This window comes from Streptomyces sp. NPDC057253, assembly GCF_042669125.1.
Taxonomy (GTDB): Bacteria; Actinomycetota; Actinomycetes; order Streptomycetales; family Streptomycetaceae; genus Streptomyces.
The window spans coordinates 192,443-210,715 of record NZ_JBHUXV010000001.1 but is presented as its reverse complement, the minus strand read 5'-3'; the positions used below and the strand labels follow the sequence as shown (position 1 = coordinate 210,715).

At 71.3% G+C, this 18,273-nt stretch carries 17 protein-coding genes; 6 read left to right on the top strand and 11 right to left on the bottom strand.

Annotation, left to right across the window (positions count from 1 at the left end; genetic code table 11):
- Window positions 1-16 precede the first annotated feature (16 nt).
- From ACFULQ_RS00930 to ACFULQ_RS00910, 5 genes are read right to left on the bottom strand one after another with little or no spacing between them, the layout of a single operon-like run.
- A complete protein-coding gene (locus tag ACFULQ_RS00930; RefSeq protein WP_383536256.1) occupies window positions 17-2,005 on the bottom strand; it encodes an endo-beta-N-acetylglucosaminidase in 1,989 nt (662 codons plus the stop codon).
- Entirely contained in the window at window positions 2,002-3,258 is a 1,257-nt protein-coding gene (locus ACFULQ_RS00925) for a glycosyl hydrolase (RefSeq protein ID WP_383536254.1), read from the bottom strand. Before ACFULQ_RS00925 ends, ACFULQ_RS00930 begins: the two co-directional genes overlap by 4 nt.
- A 27-nt stretch (window positions 3,259-3,285) precedes the next feature.
- Complete coding sequence (locus tag ACFULQ_RS00920; protein ID WP_383536252.1) at window positions 3,286-4,116, bottom strand: carbohydrate ABC transporter permease; 831 nt, start codon at window positions 4,114-4,116, stop codon at window positions 3,286-3,288.
- The gene (locus tag ACFULQ_RS00915; protein WP_383536250.1) at window positions 4,113-5,006 is read right to left on the bottom strand and encodes a carbohydrate ABC transporter permease; all 894 of its coding nucleotides are present in this window, start codon (window positions 5,004-5,006) and stop codon (window positions 4,113-4,115) included. The genes ACFULQ_RS00920 and ACFULQ_RS00915 overlap by 4 nt, the downstream gene beginning before the upstream one ends.
- 2 nt (window positions 5,007-5,008) lie before the next feature.
- Entirely contained in the window at window positions 5,009-6,301 is a 1,293-nt protein-coding gene (locus ACFULQ_RS00910; protein WP_383536248.1) for an ABC transporter substrate-binding protein, read from the bottom strand.
- 184 nt (window positions 6,302-6,485) lie between these two features.
- Between ACFULQ_RS00910 and ACFULQ_RS00905 the strand changes: the two genes are divergently transcribed.
- Entirely contained in the window at window positions 6,486-7,532 is a 1,047-nt protein-coding gene (locus ACFULQ_RS00905) for a LacI family DNA-binding transcriptional regulator (RefSeq protein ID WP_383536246.1), read from the top strand.
- A gap of 185 nt (window positions 7,533-7,717) precedes the next feature.
- The gene (locus tag ACFULQ_RS00900; protein ID WP_383536244.1) at window positions 7,718-8,788 is read left to right on the top strand and encodes an alpha/beta hydrolase family protein; all 1,071 of its coding nucleotides are present in this window, start codon (window positions 7,718-7,720) and stop codon (window positions 8,786-8,788) included.
- Between the two features lie 16 nt (window positions 8,789-8,804).
- Here the strand turns inward: ACFULQ_RS00900 and ACFULQ_RS00895 are convergent, their stop codons facing one another.
- Entirely contained in the window at window positions 8,805-10,337 is a 1,533-nt protein-coding gene (locus tag ACFULQ_RS00895) for an alpha-L-fucosidase (protein ID WP_383536242.1), read from the bottom strand.
- An 11-nt stretch (window positions 10,338-10,348) separates the two neighbouring features.
- Complete coding sequence (locus tag ACFULQ_RS00890) at window positions 10,349-12,169, bottom strand: family 20 glycosylhydrolase (RefSeq protein ID WP_383536240.1); 1,821 nt, start codon at window positions 12,167-12,169, stop codon at window positions 10,349-10,351.
- A gap of 248 nt (window positions 12,170-12,417) precedes the next feature.
- On the opposite strand from ACFULQ_RS00890, the gene ACFULQ_RS00885 reads away from it, so the two are divergent.
- Both ACFULQ_RS00885 and ACFULQ_RS00880 read left to right on the top strand, forming a co-directional pair.
- Window positions 12,418-13,761 carry an amidase gene (locus ACFULQ_RS00885; protein WP_383536238.1) on the top strand — a complete coding sequence of 448 codons (1,344 nt, stop codon included), beginning with the start codon at window positions 12,418-12,420 and terminating at the stop codon, window positions 13,759-13,761.
- Between the two features lie 113 nt (window positions 13,762-13,874).
- The gene (locus ACFULQ_RS00880) at window positions 13,875-14,036 is read left to right on the top strand and encodes a GNAT family N-acetyltransferase (protein ID WP_383536327.1); all 162 of its coding nucleotides are present in this window, start codon (window positions 13,875-13,877) and stop codon (window positions 14,034-14,036) included.
- A gap of 39 nt (window positions 14,037-14,075) precedes the next feature.
- Here ACFULQ_RS00880 and ACFULQ_RS00875 read toward each other — a convergent pair whose 3' ends face one another.
- Window positions 14,076-14,558, bottom strand: coding sequence for a GNAT family N-acetyltransferase (locus tag ACFULQ_RS00875; RefSeq protein WP_383536236.1), 483 nt, complete (start codon window positions 14,556-14,558; stop codon window positions 14,076-14,078).
- Between the two features lie 51 nt (window positions 14,559-14,609).
- Window positions 14,610-14,783, bottom strand: coding sequence for a hypothetical protein (locus tag ACFULQ_RS00870; RefSeq protein ID WP_007386357.1), 174 nt, complete (start codon window positions 14,781-14,783; stop codon window positions 14,610-14,612).
- 471 nt (window positions 14,784-15,254) lie between these two features.
- Here ACFULQ_RS00870 and ACFULQ_RS00865 point away from each other — a divergent pair, with 471 nt between their 5' ends.
- Window positions 15,255-15,605 carry a hypothetical protein gene (locus ACFULQ_RS00865; protein WP_383536234.1) on the top strand — a complete coding sequence of 117 codons (351 nt, stop codon included), beginning with the start codon at window positions 15,255-15,257 and terminating at the stop codon, window positions 15,603-15,605.
- A gap of 25 nt (window positions 15,606-15,630) precedes the next feature.
- Window positions 15,631-16,422, top strand: a complete 792-nt coding sequence (locus tag ACFULQ_RS00860) for an SDR family oxidoreductase (RefSeq protein ID WP_383536232.1) — start codon at window positions 15,631-15,633, stop codon at window positions 16,420-16,422.
- Between the two features lie 5 nt (window positions 16,423-16,427).
- Here the strand turns inward: ACFULQ_RS00860 and ACFULQ_RS00855 are convergent, their stop codons facing one another.
- Window positions 16,428-16,658 (bottom strand): hypothetical protein, encoded by a 231-nt coding sequence (locus ACFULQ_RS00855; protein ID WP_383536230.1) that lies wholly within the window; start codon window positions 16,656-16,658, stop codon window positions 16,428-16,430.
- Window positions 16,659-16,751: 93 nt separating this feature from the next.
- Window positions 16,752-18,257, bottom strand: coding sequence for an SDR family NAD(P)-dependent oxidoreductase (locus ACFULQ_RS00850; RefSeq protein WP_383536228.1), 1,506 nt, complete (start codon window positions 18,255-18,257; stop codon window positions 16,752-16,754).
- Window positions 18,258-18,273: the final 16 nt, after the last annotated feature.

Below are 18,273 nucleotides of genomic sequence, written 5' to 3'. Positions count from 1 at the left end.
TCCAAGGTCGCGGGGGTTACCAGGGGTGGGTCACGGTCACGGGGGCCGACGACGTGTACAGCTCCCCCACCGCACGCAGCTCCAACCGCGCCTCGGCCTCGCCCTGTTCGGGCCGCAGGCCGCCGACGAACCAGGCCCGCTGGCAGGTGCCGCCGAGGAAGCGCCGGGTGCCGTCGGGGAGTTGCCGGTGCAGGGTGTAGTGGCGTACGGCGCCGGGCGCGGGGTTCCAGGCGAGGCGCAGGTCGCCGCCGGAGGCCGCGGTGACGCGCAGACCGGAGGGCGGGCCGGGGGTCCGGGGCGTGTCGTACACGGCGAGACCTCCGAGCCGCCACCTGACCGGACCGCTCCCGGTGAGCCGCACGCCGAGCGCGTGGACGGTCCCGGAGATCCCGGTGAGCCGTACAGTCGAGGTCTGCCAGCCGTCGCCGCCGGCCACCGGCACATAGGTGTACGGCGGTGCCGCCCCCGGCGCGCTCGGCTCACCGGTGGCCACCGCCAGCTCGACGGCGACGGCCCCCGCGTCGGTCCGGTGGGTCAGCTCGACCACCGTGTCCTCGCCGATCGGCAGCCGGGTGGCGTACAGGTCCACGGTGACCGGCTGGTCCAGCGCGCCGCTCACCAGCACACTGCTTCCGCCCCGCCAGGCGTCCGCGAAGTCGAAGGAGACGCTCGGCCGTGAGCCCGCCGTGCGCACCACCCACTGCCGCGACGGCAGCAGGTCCTGGAGTCCGAGATGGTTCCAGGCGGCGTCCGAGGTGACGACGCCCTCCTCGTACCAGCGCAGCCCGTGCCCGGTGTTGAACACGCTCGCGAACGGCACCGACGTCACCGTCGACCGGTCGGCGACCGACACCGCCGGTGCGCGCCAGGTGTCGGTGCCGTCCGGCCGGGAGGGGTCGAGGGACCTGCCGGTCCAGAAGCGGTCGTCGGCCGCGTGGAAGTCCCCCGGCGACCGCTGGTCCGAGGGCAGGTGGTTGCGGGTCCACTCGGGCCGGTACAGCCCGATCGACGTGACGTGGTCCGTGCCGGACGGCACGATAGCGTCCCAGTTCTCGGACGTGTTCCAGCCGTTCGCCTCCACGTCCACGCCGGCCCACAACTCGTAGCGGCTGCGGCCCAGTTGCCGGGCCAGCGTCCCGGAGGAGGCCAGGCTGCCCGCCGTCCACCGGAAGTCCACGAACATGTCGTCGGCGGCCTGGAAGAACGCCTGGTTACGGCTGTTGAGAGCGCCCTGCCAGCTCACCGACCCGTTGACGGTCATCGAGTCGTACCAGGTCACCCGCTGACCCCGGGCGGCGGCGAGGGACTTCAACTCCCTGACGAATCCCAGCATGTCCGCCCCGACGGCCGCGTCCCCTCCCCCGGTCTCGGCGTTCACGAACCACCCGTCGAAGCCGTAGGCCGCTGCGACCGCGACGAGTTGAGCGGCCAGCGGGTAGTGTCCCGCCGCGTCCTTCTGGACCAGGTCCCGGGTCCACCGCAGCTGTCCGCCGTAGGCGACCGGCGGCAGGAAGATGTTGCCGAGGACGGGCACACCGTGGCGGTGGGCGGCGTCCACGATCGGGGCGTTCGGCGCGAGGATCAGGCCCTCGCCCGAGGAGCCGCCCCAGAAGACGAGTTCGTCGACGTAGGCCCAGTGTCCGAAGGCGTAGTAGTCGGAGCTCGCCGAGCCCTGCGAGGGGTTGCCGGCCGTGGGTCCGAAGGAGACCAGCGACTGGACGCGGGCCTGGTCCGCCCGGGCCGTGCCGTTCACCGGGGTCGGGGTGAAACGGGCGGCGAGCGGTACGGACGCCGTGTTGAAGGCCAGGTCGGCGTCGTCGGCCGCCCGCCAGGTCTTGAGGCTGCGCCAGGTGATGCCGGTGCCGGGGCTGCCGGAGGGCAGGGAGTCCGGGTACCAGTAGCCGGCGTAGGGCTGGAGCGCGGTCGCCGCCGCGCTCGCCGGAAGCCCGGGGAACAGTGCCGCCGCGGTCACGGCGAGCAGGACCGTACGTCTGGTGGGTTTCACGAGCGGGTGCCTCCTTGTGGGGTGGGGAGTACCTGATCGGACGTGACGACCTCGGTGATGCCCCGCGCGGAGAGGTGCTCCGCATCGGCGGCACGCGTGTCGAGGACGGTGGTGGGGCGGACGCCGTCGGCGACCAGCCGGAAATAGGCGTCGAAGACCGGACCGCCGGGCGCACAGAGAGACCGGGCGGCGGGGTCGGCGGGGACGACCAGGGCGGTCGTACGGCGGTCCGGCGCGTGTGAGCTCGCTCGGGCCGCCCGCTCCAGCACCCGGGCGGTGTCCTTCGCCTCGCGGTCATTGGTCAACAGGCCCAGCCCGTACTCGAGTTCGGGGAAGTCGGCCAGCTCCCGCGACACGTCGTGGGAGCACCACCAGGTGATGCCCCACAGGTCGGGGCAGTCAAGGGCATTGGCGACCGTGGCCTCGGTGAAGGCGGCCGCGTGCTCGGGCGGGACCAGGGGTGCGGGGGCGCCGACCTCCTGGAGCCAGACCGGCCGGTGCGGGTCGTCGGCCCAGGCCTTGCTGAGCTCGACGAGGTAGGCGGCGTGGTGCTCGGCCGGGACCGAGTCGCGCCCGTGCCGCTGGGCGGTGCCGTTGAAGACCCAGGAGTGCACGGCGGTGACACCGCCGTGGCGGGCGGCCTGGGCCGGGGTGAAGGGCTGGTCGTCCTGGTACCAGGTGGCGTCGTACTCGGCGTGCAGGTGCAGTCGGCCCGGGGCGCCCTCCTCGCAGGAGGCCAGCATGCGGGTGAGCCAGGTGTCGATCTGCTCGGACGTGGCCCGGTCGGGGTCGGGGTGGGGGCCGGCCGAGAACTGGTTGACCTCGTTGCCGAGGGTCATGCCGAGGAAGGCGGGGCGGTCCGCCAGTGCCGCCGCCAGGGTGCGCAGATAGGCGGCCTGGCCCTCAATCACCTCGGGGTCGGTGAAGAGGTTGCGCCGGTGCCAGGTCCTGGTCCAGGCGGGCAGGAAGTCGAAGCTGCTCAAGTGCCCTTGCAGACCGTCTACGTTGACGTCCAGGCCGCGTTCGGCGGCGGCGTCGACCAGCCGTACGAGATCCGCGACCGCCCGCTCCCGGATCAGGGTGCGGTTCGGCTGGAAGTACGGCCACAGCGGGAAGACCCGGATGTGGTCGAGTCCCAGCGCGGCGATCGAGTCGAGGTCGGCGCGGACGGAGTCGAGGTCGAAGTCGAGCCAGTGGTGGAACCACCCCTTGCTCGGAGTGTAGTTGACGCCGAAGCGCACGGCAGGAGGCATACGGGATCCTTGACTCGGGGAGTTCGGTCAGCCCTTGACCGCGCCCTCGCCGACCCCGCGGAAGAAGTACCGCTGGAGACAGGCGAAGAGGACGATCAGCGGTGCCACGGCGATGACGGTGCCCGCGGCGACGAGCCGCTCGTCGTTCGCGAAGGTGCCGTGCAGATAGTTGAGCCCGATGGTGAGCGTGAACCTGGACGGGTCGCTGAGCACGATCAGCGGCCACAGGAAGTCGTCCCAGGCGCCCATGAAGGCGAAGATCGCGACGACGGCGAGCGTGCCCTTCACCGACGGCAGCGCGATCCGCAGGAACCGCTGCCAGACGTTGGCGCCGTCGACATAGGCCGCCTCCTCGATCTCGTACGGCAGGTTGAGGAAGGCGTTGCGCATCAGCAGGACGTTCATCGCGCCGATGCAGCCGGGCAGGACCACCCCGATCAGGGTGTTGTTGAGGCCGAGCTCCCGCATGGTGGTGAACTGGGCGATGATGATGCCCTCCACCGGCACGAGCATCGCCAGGACGAAGGCGAGGGTGGCGGCGCGCCGGCCCCGGTAGCGCAGTCGGGCCAGGGCGTATCCGGCGAGGGCCGAACCGGCGCAGTTGGTCACGACGTTGGCGGTGGCGACCTTCAGCGAGTTGAGGGCGTAGTCCCAGACGGGGATGGTGTCGGAGACCCGCTCGTAGTTGTGCAGGGTGGGGTGCTGGGGCAGGAAGCTCGGCGGGGAGCTGTAGATGTCCTCGGTGGGGCCCTTCAGCGAGGTGGACAGCTGCCACAGGAAGGGGCCCACGGTCAGGGCGAGGACGGTGAGCAACAGGACGTACCGCAGGGCCAGTTCACCCTTGCGTACCCGGGTCACGACTCCGCCCTCCGGTCGGCCCGCAGCACGAGCAGCATCAGGGCGACGGTGACGACGAAGACGACCACCGAGAGCGCGGAGGCGTAGCCGACCCGGCCCGTGAGTCCGGTGCCGGTGCGCTGGACGAGCATCACCAGCGTGGTGTCCTCTCCCGCGGGTCCCCCGCTCGGCCCGGCCATCAGGTAGACCTCGGAGAACACCTTGAAGGCGGCGACCGAGGACAGGGCCCCCACGAGTGCCATGGTCGAGCGGACCGCAGGCACCGTCACCGTCAGGAACCGCCGCACCGCGCCGGCCCCGTCCACCGCCGCGGCCTCGTGCAGCTCACGCGGCACGTTCGCCAGCGCGGCCAGATAAATGATCATGTAGTAGCCGAGGCCCTTCCACACGGTCACGGCCATGGCGCTCAGCAGGAGCAGCCACTGGTCGCTCAGGAAGCCGATCCGGCCGACCCCGATGGACTCCAACAGCGAGTTGACCAGACCGCGTTCGTCGAGAAGCCACACCCAGATCAGGCCGACCACGACGATCGAGGCGACGACCGGGGTGTAGAACGCGGACCGGAAGAAGGTGATGCCGGGGATGTTCTTCTGCACCAGCAGGGCCAGCAGCAGCGGCAGGATCACCAGCGCGGGCACCACGCCGAGGACGTACAGGGTGCTGTTGCGCAGGCCGATCCAGAACATGTCGTCGTGCAGCAGCTCACGGAAGTTGGCGAGTCCGACGAACTCCCCCGGGATCAGGGTGCGTTTGTCCGTGAAGGCGTTGACCAGCGTGGAGACGAACGGGTACAGGATGAACGCGCCGATGATCAGCAGTCCGGGGGCGGCGAACAGCCAGGGACTCAGGGGCCATTGGCGCCGCACCCGCGACACGGTGGACGACGACATGGCTAACCCTGCTGCTGGAGCAGCGTGTCGCACGCCTTGACAGCGTTGTCGAGAGCTTCCTTGGGGCTCTCCTTGCCCTGGAGCGCCTTGGCGACCTCGTTCCGCAATGCCGTCTTCATCTGCTCGCTGAACAGCACCGGCGTGTAATTGACCGCGCTCTTCAGGGACTTGGCGGCGGCGATCCGCACCCGGGTCTCGTCGGTGCCGTCCTCCTCGGTGAAGTAGGGGTCGTCGAGCGATCCGGCGGTGCTGGGGAAGATGGCGACCTTCTTGGCGAAGGACATCTGGTGCTCGGCGTCGGTGACGTAGTGCGCGAAGGCGACGGAGGCCGCCTTCTTCTTGCTCTGCGCGTTCACCATCACACCCATCACGTACATGTTGACGTGCCCGGTGCTGGTGATCTGGTCGGTGATGCCGATGTTCCTGTACAGGCTCGGCGCCTGCTTCTTGAAGTTGCCGAGGTCCAGGGCGCTGCCGGGGTTCATGGCGACGGCCCCGGTGAGGAACTTCTTGCCGGAGGACTCGGGAGTCGCGGTGAGCGCCTGCGAGTCCAGCGCCTTGGCGTCGTAGAGCTCCTTGTACCTGGTGAGGAGTTCGACGCCCTTGGTGTCGTTGAAGGCGAAGGCGGTGCCCTCGGCGTTCATGAGGGGGACGCCGTAGCGGCCGAAGTCCTCGATGGTGGGCACGTTGGCGAGGGTGGCCACCTTGCCGTCGCTCTTCTCCGCCAGTTCCAGGGCGTCGGTGAAGAGTTCGTCGTACGTCTTCGGCGGCTGGTCGGGGTCGAGCCCGGCCTCCTTGAAGAGGGACTTGTTGTAGAAGAGCGGGCCGGTGTTGAGGTACCAGGGGAAGGCGTACGTGCCGGTCATCCCCGGTATCCGGTGGCTGGCCCAGGCGCCGTCCAGGTACTCCTTCTTGTACTGGCCGGCCGCCTTGTCGAGGTCGAGCGCGAGGCCCGCCTTGGCGAGCGGCGCGACCAGGTCCGGAGAGACGTTGACGACGTCGGGCAGGGTGCCGCCCGCGGCATCGGCGCTGATCTTGTCGGCGTAGCCCTCGGCGGGCTGGTCGATCCACTTGACCTCGGTGCCGGGGTACTTCTTCTCGAAGTCGGCGATCAGGCCGTCGAAGTAGTCCTTGAAGTTCGCCCGGAGATTCCAGGTCTGGAAGGTGATGTCGCCTTCGACCTTTCCTGAGGCGTCGGACGAGCCGCCGTCGTCGCCTGACGAACCGCAGGCGCTCAGCGGCAGGAGGAGAAAGGCAGCGGCGGCGGCTGCGAGGGTTCTGCGGGACATGGGCACGGCGAACCGGTCTCCTTCGGGGCGGAGTTGGCCAACGACGGAGACCCTGCACGCCGCTCCACGAGCCCGTCAATGCATCTCGCCGAGCTAATTTCTTTAGTTACTAATGCGCATTAGGTTGACGGAGCTGAACCGTATTAGTGCATACTGGGCACCGAATGCGTCCCGGGAATGAGGAATCACCATGTCAGGCAAGCGGACGCCGGCCCGCCGCCCCACGATGAAGGACATCGCACGGCATGCCGGCGTCTCCCAGAGCGCGGTCTCGTTCGCGTTGAACGGCCGCCCGGGAGTCTCCGAGGACACCCGCGACCGGGTGCGGCAGGTGGCCGAGGACCTCGGCTGGCGGCCCAGCACGGCGGCCCGCGCGCTGTCCGGCGAGGGCGCCGCGACGGTCGGCTTCGTCCTCGCCCGCCCGGCCGAGACCCTGGGCGTGGACTCCTTCTTCCTCCAGCTCGTCTCCGGCATCCAGGAGGTGCTGGCGGAGCGCCACCTGGGCCTGCTGTTCCAGGTGGCCGAGGACGTCCAGGAGGAGTGCGAGGTCTACCGGCGCTGGTGGGCCGAGCACCGCGTGGACGGTGTCCTGGTCGTCGACCCGCGCACCGACGACCCGCGCACCGGGGTGCTCGACGAACTGGGCCTGCCCGCCGTGGTGATAGGCGGCACCCCCGACGAGCGCCATCCCGGCCTCTCCACCGTCTGGGCGGACGACGCGGGCGCGATGGCCGCGGTCGTGGACGAGCTGTACACGCTCGGTCACCGGCGGATCGTGCACATCGCCGGCCTGCCCGGGCTCGCGCACACCGAGCGCCGGGTCCGCACCCTGCGCGCGGAGGCCGAGCGCCGCGGCCTGACAGGGGTGCGGTCGGTGACCACCGACTACTCCGACGCGGAGGGCGCCGCCGTGACCCGCCGGGTCCTGGAGGCGTCCGCCCCGCCGACCGCGCTGATCTACGACAACGACGTGATGGCCCTCGCCGGCGTCGCCGCCGCGACCGAGCTGGGCCACTCGGTACCCGCGGACGTGTCGGTGGTGGCCTGGGAGGACTCGGCGCTGTGCCGCATGGTCAAGCCGTGGCTGTCGGCGCTGTCCCGGGACAGCGTGGAGTTCGGCCGTACGGCGGCCCGGGAACTGACCGCGCTGCTGGACGGCGGCCCGGCACGGACCGTACGGGTGCCGGTGCCGCGGCTGATCGTGCGGGACAGCACCGGGGCGGCGCGGGGCGCCTGAACCCAGGGGAACCTTCAGCACACCCCGATCGTGCGGGACAGCACCGGAGCGGCGCGGGGGGCCTGAAACCCGCCTGGGCAGCCGGCGCACCCCGGAGGACTGATCGTGCGGGACGGCACCGGAGCGGCCCGGAGCACCTGAAAAGCCACGGGGACATCCGGCGCGCCGGAGGGGACAATGGCCCCATGCGGACGAGGGGAACGCTCTGCGCGGCCGCCGCGCTCGCGCTGTCGGCCGCGATGGGCTGCACCGGCGGTGACGGCGAGGACCGGGCGCGCCCGAGCAGTCCGGCCACCTCCGCTCCCACCGGAGCGACCGCCGGCGCTCCGGCCGCCCCGCCGCCCCGCGGCGCGACCCCGGGCAGCCCCACGGCGACGGCCGCCCCGGTGGATCCCGTGTCGATCCCGGCCCTGATCCGGCGCGACCACCAGGGCTCCGACCTGAAGCTGGGCCGCGAGCTGGCCCGCACCTCGGCCTACGTCAACCACGAGGTGACGTACGAGTCGAACGGCCTGACCGTCTCGGGCCTGATGAACATCCCGAGGGGCCGGGGTCCCTTCCCCGCGCTGGTGCTGGCGCACGGCTACATCGACCCGGCGATCTACACCACCGGCCGCGGCCTCTCCCGTGAGCAGGACCTGCTGGCCCGGAACGGGTACGTCGTCCTGCACACCGACTACCGCAACCACGCCCGTTCGGACAAGGACCCGGACAACGACGTGAATCTGCGCCTCGGTTACACCGAGGACGTCATCGGCGCCGCGCTGGCGCTGCGGTCCTCCGGGCGCCCGGAGATCGACACCGGCCGCCTGGGGCTGCTGGGCCGTTCGATGGGCGGCGGAGTCGTATACAACACGCTGGTGGTGGCCCCGGGTCTGTTCGACGCGGCGGTGGCCTACGCGCCGGTCAGCACGCACCCCGAGGAGAACATCGACCAGTTCCAGCGCCCCGAGGGCGACCCGGTCGTCGCCGAGATCGAGGCGGCTCACGGGACGCCCGCGGAGAACCCGAGGTTCTGGCGCGAGGTCTCCCCCGTCACCTACGTCGACCGGGTCACCGAGCCCCTGCTGATCCACCACGGCACCGCCGACACCACGTGCCCGATCCGGTGGAGCCGTGAGGCGGTGGCCGCGTTCGAGAAGGCGGGCAAGGACGTCGAGCTGCGCACGTACCGGGGCGAGGGCCACACCTTCTACCAGCAGTGGACACGCTCGATGGACACGACCCTGGCCTTCTTCGAGCGACATCTGCGCTGAGCGAGGCTCGGCGCGTTCAGCCCCGGGACCGGTAGAGCCCGAACTCCTTGATGTGCACGGCACTTCGGGCCCGTGTCACCCGCAGCCGCCACCGCCGCGCCCGCACCGGGGCCGCGAGCAGCAGGATGCGGCTCGCGCCGATGGTCCCGGCGCCCGTGACCTCGGTCCAGCCGCCGTCACGGAACGCCTCGACGACGAACTCCTCCACCTGCTGGCCGTACCGGATGTCCTCCGCGAGCCGGACGCGGTCCACCTCCTGCTCGCGGCCCAGGTCCAGCGTGACGCGGTCCGGAGCCGTGGTCCTGCGGGCGCCCCGGGCCAGGTCGGCGGGCAGCTCCTGCTCGATCCGCTCGCGGAACTCGCGCAGGCGCACGACATCGGTGGCGTGCAGCAGGCCGTCCGTGTCCGGGGGGACGTTGAGCAGCAGGACGGCGTTGCGGCCCACCGAGCCGAAGTAGATCTCCGTCAAGTAGTCGACGGACTTGGGCTGTTGGTCGGGGTGGTAGAACCAGCCGTCGCGGAGGGAGACATCGCATTCCGCGGGCCACCACTGGAGGTAGTCGGTGGCCGGCCGCGCCTTCACCAGCGCGGCCCGGCTGCCCTCGTCGGGGGTGTCGTAGGACAGGGCCCAGTCGGTACGGCCGTACTGGTTCTCCTTGACCGGGACGACGCTCCACTCGTCCTCGCGCGCGATGCCGCTCTCGTTGCCGACCCAGCGCAGGTCGGGACCGGTCACGGCGATCGCCGCGTCCGGGGCGAGCGCGCGGACCAGGGTGTACCAGCTGTCCCAGTCGTAGCTCTCCACCTTGTCCGGCGGGATGTGTCCCTGGGCGCCGTCGAACCACACCTCGTCGACGGGGCCGTACTCGGTGAGGACCTCGTACAGGGTGTTGAGCATGTGGGCGCCGTAGTCGGTCGCGTCCAGGGTGTGAAAGCGGTCCGGCGTACGGTCGTCGCCCGCCACCAGCGTCGGGATCGTGCGCGGGGAGCGGGCGCTGCCGTTGGCGTACACGCCGTGCAGGTACTGGTTCTCGTCGGCGGGCGAGAGATACACGCCGACCTTCAGGCCGTAGCGGCGCATCGAGTCGGCGAACGACCGCAGCACGTCTCCGCGGCCGTCGCGCCAACTGCTCGACGCCACCGAGTGGTTCGTGTACCAAGAGGGGTAGAGCACGAAGCCGTCGTGGTGCTTGACGGTGAGGATGGCGAGCTTGAAGCCGCCGTCCTTCAGGGCGGCCGCCCACTGGTCGGTGTCGAGGCCGGTCGGCTGGAAGACGTCCGGGTCCTCGTCGCCGGTGCCCCACTCCAGTCCGGTGAAGGTGTTCACGCCGAAGTGCAGGAACGCGGTCCGTTCGAGGCTCTGCCAGGCGATCTGCCGTGCGGTGGGCCGGACCTGGGAGGCCTTGCGGACGAGGTCGGCCTCGGTGTCGTCGGGTGAGACGGGGACACGGTAGAAGCGGTCGCCGTCGGAGGCCGCGGCCAGGGTGGGGACGCCGGTCACGGCGAGTGCGGTGGCGGCGGTGACGAAGAGGCGTCTGGAGACGGTCATGGGGGGACTCCTCAGCTCAAGTGCCAGACGGTGGGGGTGTGCTGGTCGACGGGGTACTGCACGAGCCGGCCGTCGTCGGTGACGTCGAGCGCCATCTGCGTGATCGCGTTGACGAGCCGGTGGCCGCCCGCCACGGGCTCCAACTCCCAGCGCTGCAAGGTGTTCGTGACGTCGCAGCCGTCCCAGGTCGCCTCGACACCGGGTTGCAGCGGCACGTTGAGCGTGAGCTTTCCGCCGCTGATCGCGAGGCAGCCGGCCGCCGAGCGGAGGGTCACGTAGCCGTCGGCGGTGCGCTGGACCGCGGCCGTGAAGGACTGTCCGAAGCGGTACGTCCCGTCCGCCACCGGGACCCGGGTCAGGTCCCGCCATCCCGGCGCGTGTCCGACCGCCGCGCCGCGTGCCGTGAACGCGGCGTAGGTGCCGTCGGGATGCGAGTCGCCCCAGGTGGCCTGGGCGATGTGGCGCAGCGCGGGCCACAGCCGTACGGCGACCTCGTTCTCGGTCTCCCCGCGTCCGTTGTCCGGCCACAGGCTGATCTTGGCGCCGGTGACGCCCTTCGAGGAGGTCAGCCGCTCGCCCTCGAAGCTGCGGGGGTCCCACTTCTGGTCGTACAGCGAGGCGGTGTCGCTGTGGAAGCCGCCGCGGATGAGGTAGAGGGAATAGGCGGAGTTCATCACCGAGTAGCCCTGCGCGATGAGTTGACCGGGTTTGACGGCCACGTTCAGCCAGTGCTCGACCGTGGTGTCCTGGTCGACCGGCACGGTGTTGGCGCCGGTCAGTCCGTCGTTCCAGATGCGCAGTTTCACGCCTTTGCTCGCCGCGTAGTCGTGGACGCGGTTGACGAAGTCGACGAAGGCGTCCTGCGGGGTGGCGTTCGGACCGTAGGTGTCCTGGGCGTACTTCAGGATCTGCGGGTACTTCGCGAAGTCGGAGCCGAGCATGTACTCGTCGGCGCCCATGTGCCAGGACGTGGAGGTGAAGACCTGGGCGTACTCGTCCATCAGGCTCGTGTAGTAGTCGAAGGAGGCCTGCCGGGTGATGTCGAGCCGGGAGGGCTGCTTGTTGCCGTCGGAGTCGGTGAGCTGGAGGTCCGGGCGGTTCTCGATCCACGGGTCGATGTGCCCGGGCGAGTTGATCTCGGGGATGATCTCGACGTGGTAGCGCTCGCCCAGCGCGACCAGCCGCCGTATCTCGTCCTTGGTGTAGTAGCCCCAGGTGTTGGCCTCGGGGTGGGCGTCGCTCCTGACCTTCAGCTCCACGAGCAGCTGGTTGAGCTTGTGGTACGCCATCTCGCGGACGAGGTTCTCCAGCCAGGGCAGCGTGATGTGGATGTAGCAGGCGCACACGCCGACCCCGCGCTCCCGGTAGCGGGGCACGTCGACCGTGTGTCCGGCGGGAATCCGGTCGCCCTGGGCCAGGAGCTGGAGCAGGGTGCGGGTGCCGTAGAAGGCGCCGGTCTCGGTGGCGCCGGTGATCGACAGGCTCCGGCCCGCCCGGAGTGCGTAGCCCTCGGCGCCGAGGGAGGTCCTGGACGGCTGGACGTCGACAACGATGTCACCGGGCCGGGCTCCGCCTCGGACGACCGGGGTGGTGCCGTGGCCGGCCGCCCGGAGGTCACCGGCCAGCGTCTCGGCGACCCGGCGGTCGGCCGTGCCGTCGGCCACGAGGCGGGTGCCGGTCCCGAAGACGTAGCTGCCGGGCTCCGGCGTCCAGTCGGTCAGGGCGGGCACGGTGACCGGCGTGCTCGGCGCCTCGCGGGCGACGGCCGGAACGGGTGCAAGGAGCAGCGTCAGCAGCGCCACGACGGCGGCGAATCTCAGCCGTTTCCTCATGAGCGACTCCCTATTCATCGGATGGCTGATCATCGAGCTCCCCATGAGGGCTGTCAACGGGGCTGAAGAGGGCGGGAGTTACTCCAGAGATCCGATGACCTGCTGGTCAGCGCCCCGCTCCTGCCCTTGTCCGTCGCGAAAAGTCCAAGAAGAGCGACCCGAATGTCCAAGCCCGAGCGCTCTCGACGCGCGGTCCGCCGCGGGGCAGAGTTCTCCCCACATACTCACGAGTAGCCCGAGGAGCGCACGTGACCAGCTGGGTCGGCCGCACCGCCGCCGAGATCGCCGCCGCCGTCCGCGAGAAGCGGGCCACCCCGCGCGAGGTGGTGGCGGAACACCTCGCCCGGATCGGGAAACTGGACGGGCGCCTCGGGGCGTTCCGGGTGGTGCGGGCCGAGGCGGCGCTCGCGGAGGCCGACGAGGTGGGCGCCCGGGGCGATCTCGGCGAACTGCCCCTGGCCGGGGTGCCGGTGGCGGTCAAGGACAACCTCCCGGTGCGCGGCGAGACCAACCGCGTCGGCTCCGCCGCGACCCCGGACACCCCCGCCGAGGCCGACCATGTCGTGGTGGCCCGGCTGCGCGCGGCGGGCGCGGTGGTCGTGGGCCTGACCAACGTGCCGGAACTGTGCGTCTTCGGCACCACGGAGGGCGTCCACGGCACCTCCCGCAACCCGTGGGACACCTCGCGCACGGCCGGCGGCTCCTCGGGCGGCAGCGCGACTGCGGTCGCCGCCGGACTGGTCCCGCTGGCCCTCGGCAACGACGGCATGGGCTCGCTGCGCATCCCGGCGGCCAACTGCGGCCTGGTGACGCTGAAGCCGGGGTTCGGGGTGGTCCCGGCGGGCATCAGCGACGGCGACTGGTTCGGCATGTCCGAGAACGGTCCGCTCGCGACCACCGTCGAGGACGCCCGCCTGCTGCTTTCGGTCATCGCCGACACCGAGTTCGTACGGCGGGACGCGCCCGCCACGCTCGACGTGGCGGTGTCCCTGCGCAGCCCGCTCGCCGGGGTCACCATCAGCGCGCCGTACGCGAACGCGGTCCGGGAGGCGGCGGGGCTGCTGATCAAGGCGGGGCATCAGGTGCGGCGCGCCGACCCGCCGTACCCGCTGTCGCTGGGCGTCACCTCGCTGGCGACCTGGACGGCGGGCACCTCGGTGGACGCGCAGGGGCTGGATCCGCGGCTGCTGGCCCGGCGTACCCGGGTGCACGCGGCGATCGGCCGGCGGTTCGTCAAGGCCGTGCGGACGGGCAGCGCGCGGCAGGCGTTGCGCGAGCGGCTGGAGCCGTTCTTCGCCGAGCACGACGTGCTGCTGCTCCCGGCGCTGGCCCGCCGCTCCCCCAAGGCCGAGGCCTGGCACGAGCGGGGCTGGCTGCGCAACGTCCTCGCCAACACCGCCTACTCGCCGCTCACCCCGCCGTGGAACCTCACCGGCTGGCCGGCCATGTCGGTGCCGCTGGGCACCCTGCCCTCGGGCGCCCCCACCGCCGTACAACTGGTGGCCCGGCCGGGGTCGGAGACCGTGCTGCTGGAGGTCGCCGAGGAGCTGGAGCGACGGCAGCCGTGGCGGCGGACCGCGCCGGTCGGCTGACCTGCCCCGGGGGCGGAGCCAAATCGTTCGCGGCGGGGCCGTGCGGTTCCTAACCTGAAGTCCGTGATCACTCTTGGGCTTTCGGACCGCGCGGGGCGGCAGGTCGTCCTCCGCTGGCCGTCTGCGCCGACGACACCGTGGCCGGTCACCTCATGTGGGGGCGCGACGACGACGGCTCGTACTGGCTCGGGGGGATGGTGGCCGACGGCCCCGAACAGGGCAAGGGGGTCGGGCGGGCGGCGGTTCGCACCCTCGTGTCTCCGACGACGAGGTGATCGCCGGCCGGTCCGTACGCCGGTCCGGGTCAGGTCAGCTCAGAGAGCCTTGTACATGATGCGCAGGCCCACCCACCCGTGCCGGGGGTGGTCGAAGGCGGCCGGGACGGTGCCGAGGATCGTGAAGCCCAGGGAGGTCCAGAGCTTCACGGCCGGGTTGGTCTCGACGACGGCGTTGAACACCATGCCCCGGTAGCCGTCGGCCGCGGCGGCGGCCAGGATGTGCTCGGCGAGGGCGCGGCCGTAGCCGCGGCCGCCCCGGTCGGGGTCGACCATGAAGCCGGCGTTGGCGATCCGGGCGGCCGGGCCGCCGTAGTTGGGGGTGACATAGGCCGAGGCGACGATCGCGCCGGTCTCGTCCTCGACGACGAACACGCGCTTGGCCGGGTTCATCCACAGGGCGCGGGCGGCTTCCTCGGAGGTGTCGGGGTCCCAGGCGTAGGTCTCGCCGGCGGCCACGATCCGGTGCCAGAAAGGCCAGATCCGCGGCCAGTCGTCGGCCGCGGCTTCTCTGATCAGCATGGGCGTGAGTCTGGCACGCCCATGCCGTCGGCGATCGCGAAGGTCCTGCGGTCAGTCCACGCTGGGCAGGATGTGGGGCTCGGCGAGGTCGTCCTCGTAGCCCGCGAGACGGATGGGGGCGGAACGCGCCCACACGTCGAGACTGCCGATGTCCCCGGGCCGTCGGCCCGCGCGCTCCGGGCGTTCCTTGGGGCGCTGTTCGCGATTCGTCTTCTCCGGTGTCACCGCGCACTCCTTATGTGTCGGGCTCACCCTCGGGACGTCACCTGTCCGGTGCTACGGCCGGGTGCCAGGGCGTCCGCTCGGGTCCTGTGTCGAGATCGGGTTCGGACGCGGTGGCGCCGGTAACTCATGTGAGAGCAGGCCGTGGTGACCGGCTTGTCCCGGGACGGACTGTGGGTGTGGGTGGGACCCCGTACTGCCGTCCGTCCGCTACAGATTAACCAGATGAGCGGGGGCGCGCTCGATAGGGGCTGAAAACAAGGTGTAACCATTGCGATTCGACTGCGTTCATTCGGCCATGTTCAGCCTGATTTGTCACTTGATATGCCTTTCTGAAGTCACTCGTTCGGCCTAGGGCTCGACCGGGCCTCCGAGCCGTCGGGGGCGCGCAGTTCAAGTCCCGTTGGCCGAACCGCAAGGCGCCCATGCTGTGCTGACCCACGGCAACGGCCGGACCGGCGGGAGGTCTGACGTATGGAACTGCGCAGTGTCGACGAGCTGATGGATCTGCTGCACGCCTGCGGCAGCGAACACGCCCTGCGGACCGCGGCACTGCTGCGCCGCAGCCGGCCCGCCGACAAGGAGCTCCAGGTGGCCGGCCTGCTGCTGGGCATCGGACAGGCCGCCGAGGCGTTCCGCGCCCTGCTCGGCGACCGGGTCCACCGCCTCGTGCGCCACCACGGCCCCACCACCGACGACGACCTGCTGCGTCTGGCCGGCGAGGACGGCCTGACGGCCCGCTTCGACGCGGGCGTCCTGGAGGACTGGCGGGCCGTCCTGGAACTGGTCGCCGCGCGCAACTCCCGTCTGGAGCCTGTTGACTGACGGTCCGTCATGAGACGGTACGGCGATGACGTCGTCGTACGGACTCAACGGCAGGGCCGCCCTGGTGACCGGCGGCACCCGCGGGATCGGGCTGGCGGTCGCGCGCCAACTGGCCGACGCCGGGGCGCTGGTGTGCGTCACGGCCAGGGACCCGGAGGACGTGCGGCGGGCCGCCGACGTGCTGGGCGGCATCGGGCTCGCGGGCAGCGTCGCCGACCCCGCCCACCTGCGCGCGGTCGTGAACCTCGTCCTGAGCGAGTTCGGCCGTCTCGACGTGGTGGTGAACAACGCGGCGACCAACCAGCCGTACGGCCCCCTCATGGAGGTCGATCCGGACGCGTGGCGCGAGGCGTTCACCGTCAACGTGGAGGCACCGCTGCGGCTGGTGCGCGAGGCGTGGCGGGCGTGGCTGCGGGAGCACGGCGGCGCGGTGGTCAACGTCTGCACCGAGGGCGCCGCGCATGTCGGGCCGCACGTGGGCGCCTACGGCACCAGCAAGGCGGCGCTGCTGCATCTCACCCAGCAGCTGGCGGGCGAGCTGGCTCCCCGGGTGCGGGTCAACTCGGTCTCCCCCGGCCTGGTGCGCACCGAGATGGCACGGTTCGTGTGGGAGAAGGGGCCCGTCGAGCTGCCGCTCGGCCGGATCGGCGAGCCCGAGGACATCGCGCGGGCCGTGGTGTGGCTCGCGTCCGACGCGGCGGAGTGGATCACCGGCGCGGATCTGCTGGTGGACGGAGGCACCCGGGTGCGGGCGGCGCGCCCGGGCGGGTATGCCGTCCACGACCGGCTGCGGTCGTACGCCCCGCCGCCCTCATGACCGGGTCACGGGAACAGGGCGATGCCCATCAGAACGATCAGGCCCACGAAGACGACGAACGCGATCATGCCCCAGCTCCAGGGGTGCCGGAGCGGATCGGCGGCGCCGCCGCGGGGCCTGTCCTCGGGGAGCTCGCGGTGGACCGGGCGGTCACTCGCGTAGAACTCCTCGTCGGTCTGGTAGTGGTTGCGCGGATCGTTGAAGGCACGCGGATCGATGCTGTGTGGACGCGACATGACAACTCCCTGGCGGGGAACCCTCCGGCTTCCGGAGTACCCCTTGGGCGGCGGCCCACACGCCGGGCCGCCGCCGGAGGTCGGTCCGCGGGCTCACCACTTCCCGGGCGCGTAGTCCTTCAGGAAGACCCCGTACACGTCCTCGCCGTCCTCGCCGCGCACGATCGGGTCGTATACGCGGGCCGCGCCGTCGACCAGGTCGAGGGGGGCGTGGAAGCCCTCCTCGGCGAGCCGGAGCTTGTCGTAGTGCGGGCGCTCGTCGGTGATCCAACCGGTGTCGACGGAGGTCATGAGGATGCCGTCGCTCTGGAACATCTCCTGGGCGCTGGTGCGGGTGACCATGTTCATCGCCGCCTTGGCGGCGTTGGTGTTGGGGTGGCCCGCGCCCTTGTAGCCGCGCCCGAAGACGCCCTCCATCGCGGAGACGTTCACGACGTACGCGCGTCCGCTCCGCGCCTTCTTCGCCGCGTCGGCCATCGCCGGACGCAGGGCGCTGATCAGGATGAACGGCGAGGTGTAGTTGCAGAGCTGGGTCTCCAGGAGCTCCACCGGGGAGATCTGGTCGATGGTCTGGACCCAGGTGTTGCTGTCGACGACGTCCGGGACCAGGCCGCCCGCGTCGATGGCGGTGCCGTCGAGGTGCCGGGCGACGCTGGCGTTGCCCGCGACCAGGGCGAGGTCGGCGACCTGCTGGGCGTCGATGCCGGAGATCCCGGCGGGCAGCGAGGCGAGGCCGTCGACCGCGCCGGAGCCGAAGGCGCCGATGACGTGGTGGGCGGGGAGCTCACCGGCGGGCAGCGGGGCGCTCTCGCCGTCGACCAGGGCGGCGTACGCGGACGGCAGGCGCCGTACGGTCTGGGTCGCGTTGTTGACGAGGATGTCGAGCGGGCCCGCCTCGGCGACCTGCTCCGCGAGGGCGACGGCCTGGGCGGGGTCGCGCAGGTCGATGCCGACGACCTCCAGGCGGTGCAGCCAGTCGCCGGAGTCCTCCATGGCCTTGAAGCGGCGAATGGCGTCCTTGGGGAAGCGCGTGGTGATGGTGGTGTGGGCGCCGTCGCGCAGCAGCCTGAGCGCGATGTACATGCCGATCTTGGCGCGGCCGCCGGTGAGCAGGGCGCGCTTGCCGGTGAGGTCGGCGCGGGCGTCGCGCTTGCCGCGGTTCAGGCGGGCGCAGTCCGGACAGAGCTGGTGGTAGAAGTAGTCGACCTCGACGTACCGGGTCTTGCAGGTGTAACAGGAGCGCGGGCGCTGGAGTATCCCCGCGACCCTGCCCTCCTCGGTGATCGACGACGGCAGGATGCCCTCGGTCTCGTCGTCGATGCGCTGGGCGGAGCCGGTCGCCGTGGCCTCCGTGACCGCCTTGTCGTGGGCGGTCTTGGCGGCCCGGCGCTCCTGGCGGCGGCGCTGCTTGACGGTGCGGTAGAGCCCGGCGGTGGCCCGGCGCACGGCGATCGCGTCGGGGTGGTCGACCTCCAGCTTGTCGAGCTCGTCGAGCACGCTCAGGCAGACGGCCAGCCGCTCCGGGTCGATGCCGGGGCCGTACACGACCTCGTCACCGGGCTCGTGCATGGTCGCCGAGCCGTCGTCTGTCACCGTCATCGCGCTGCCGTTTCCC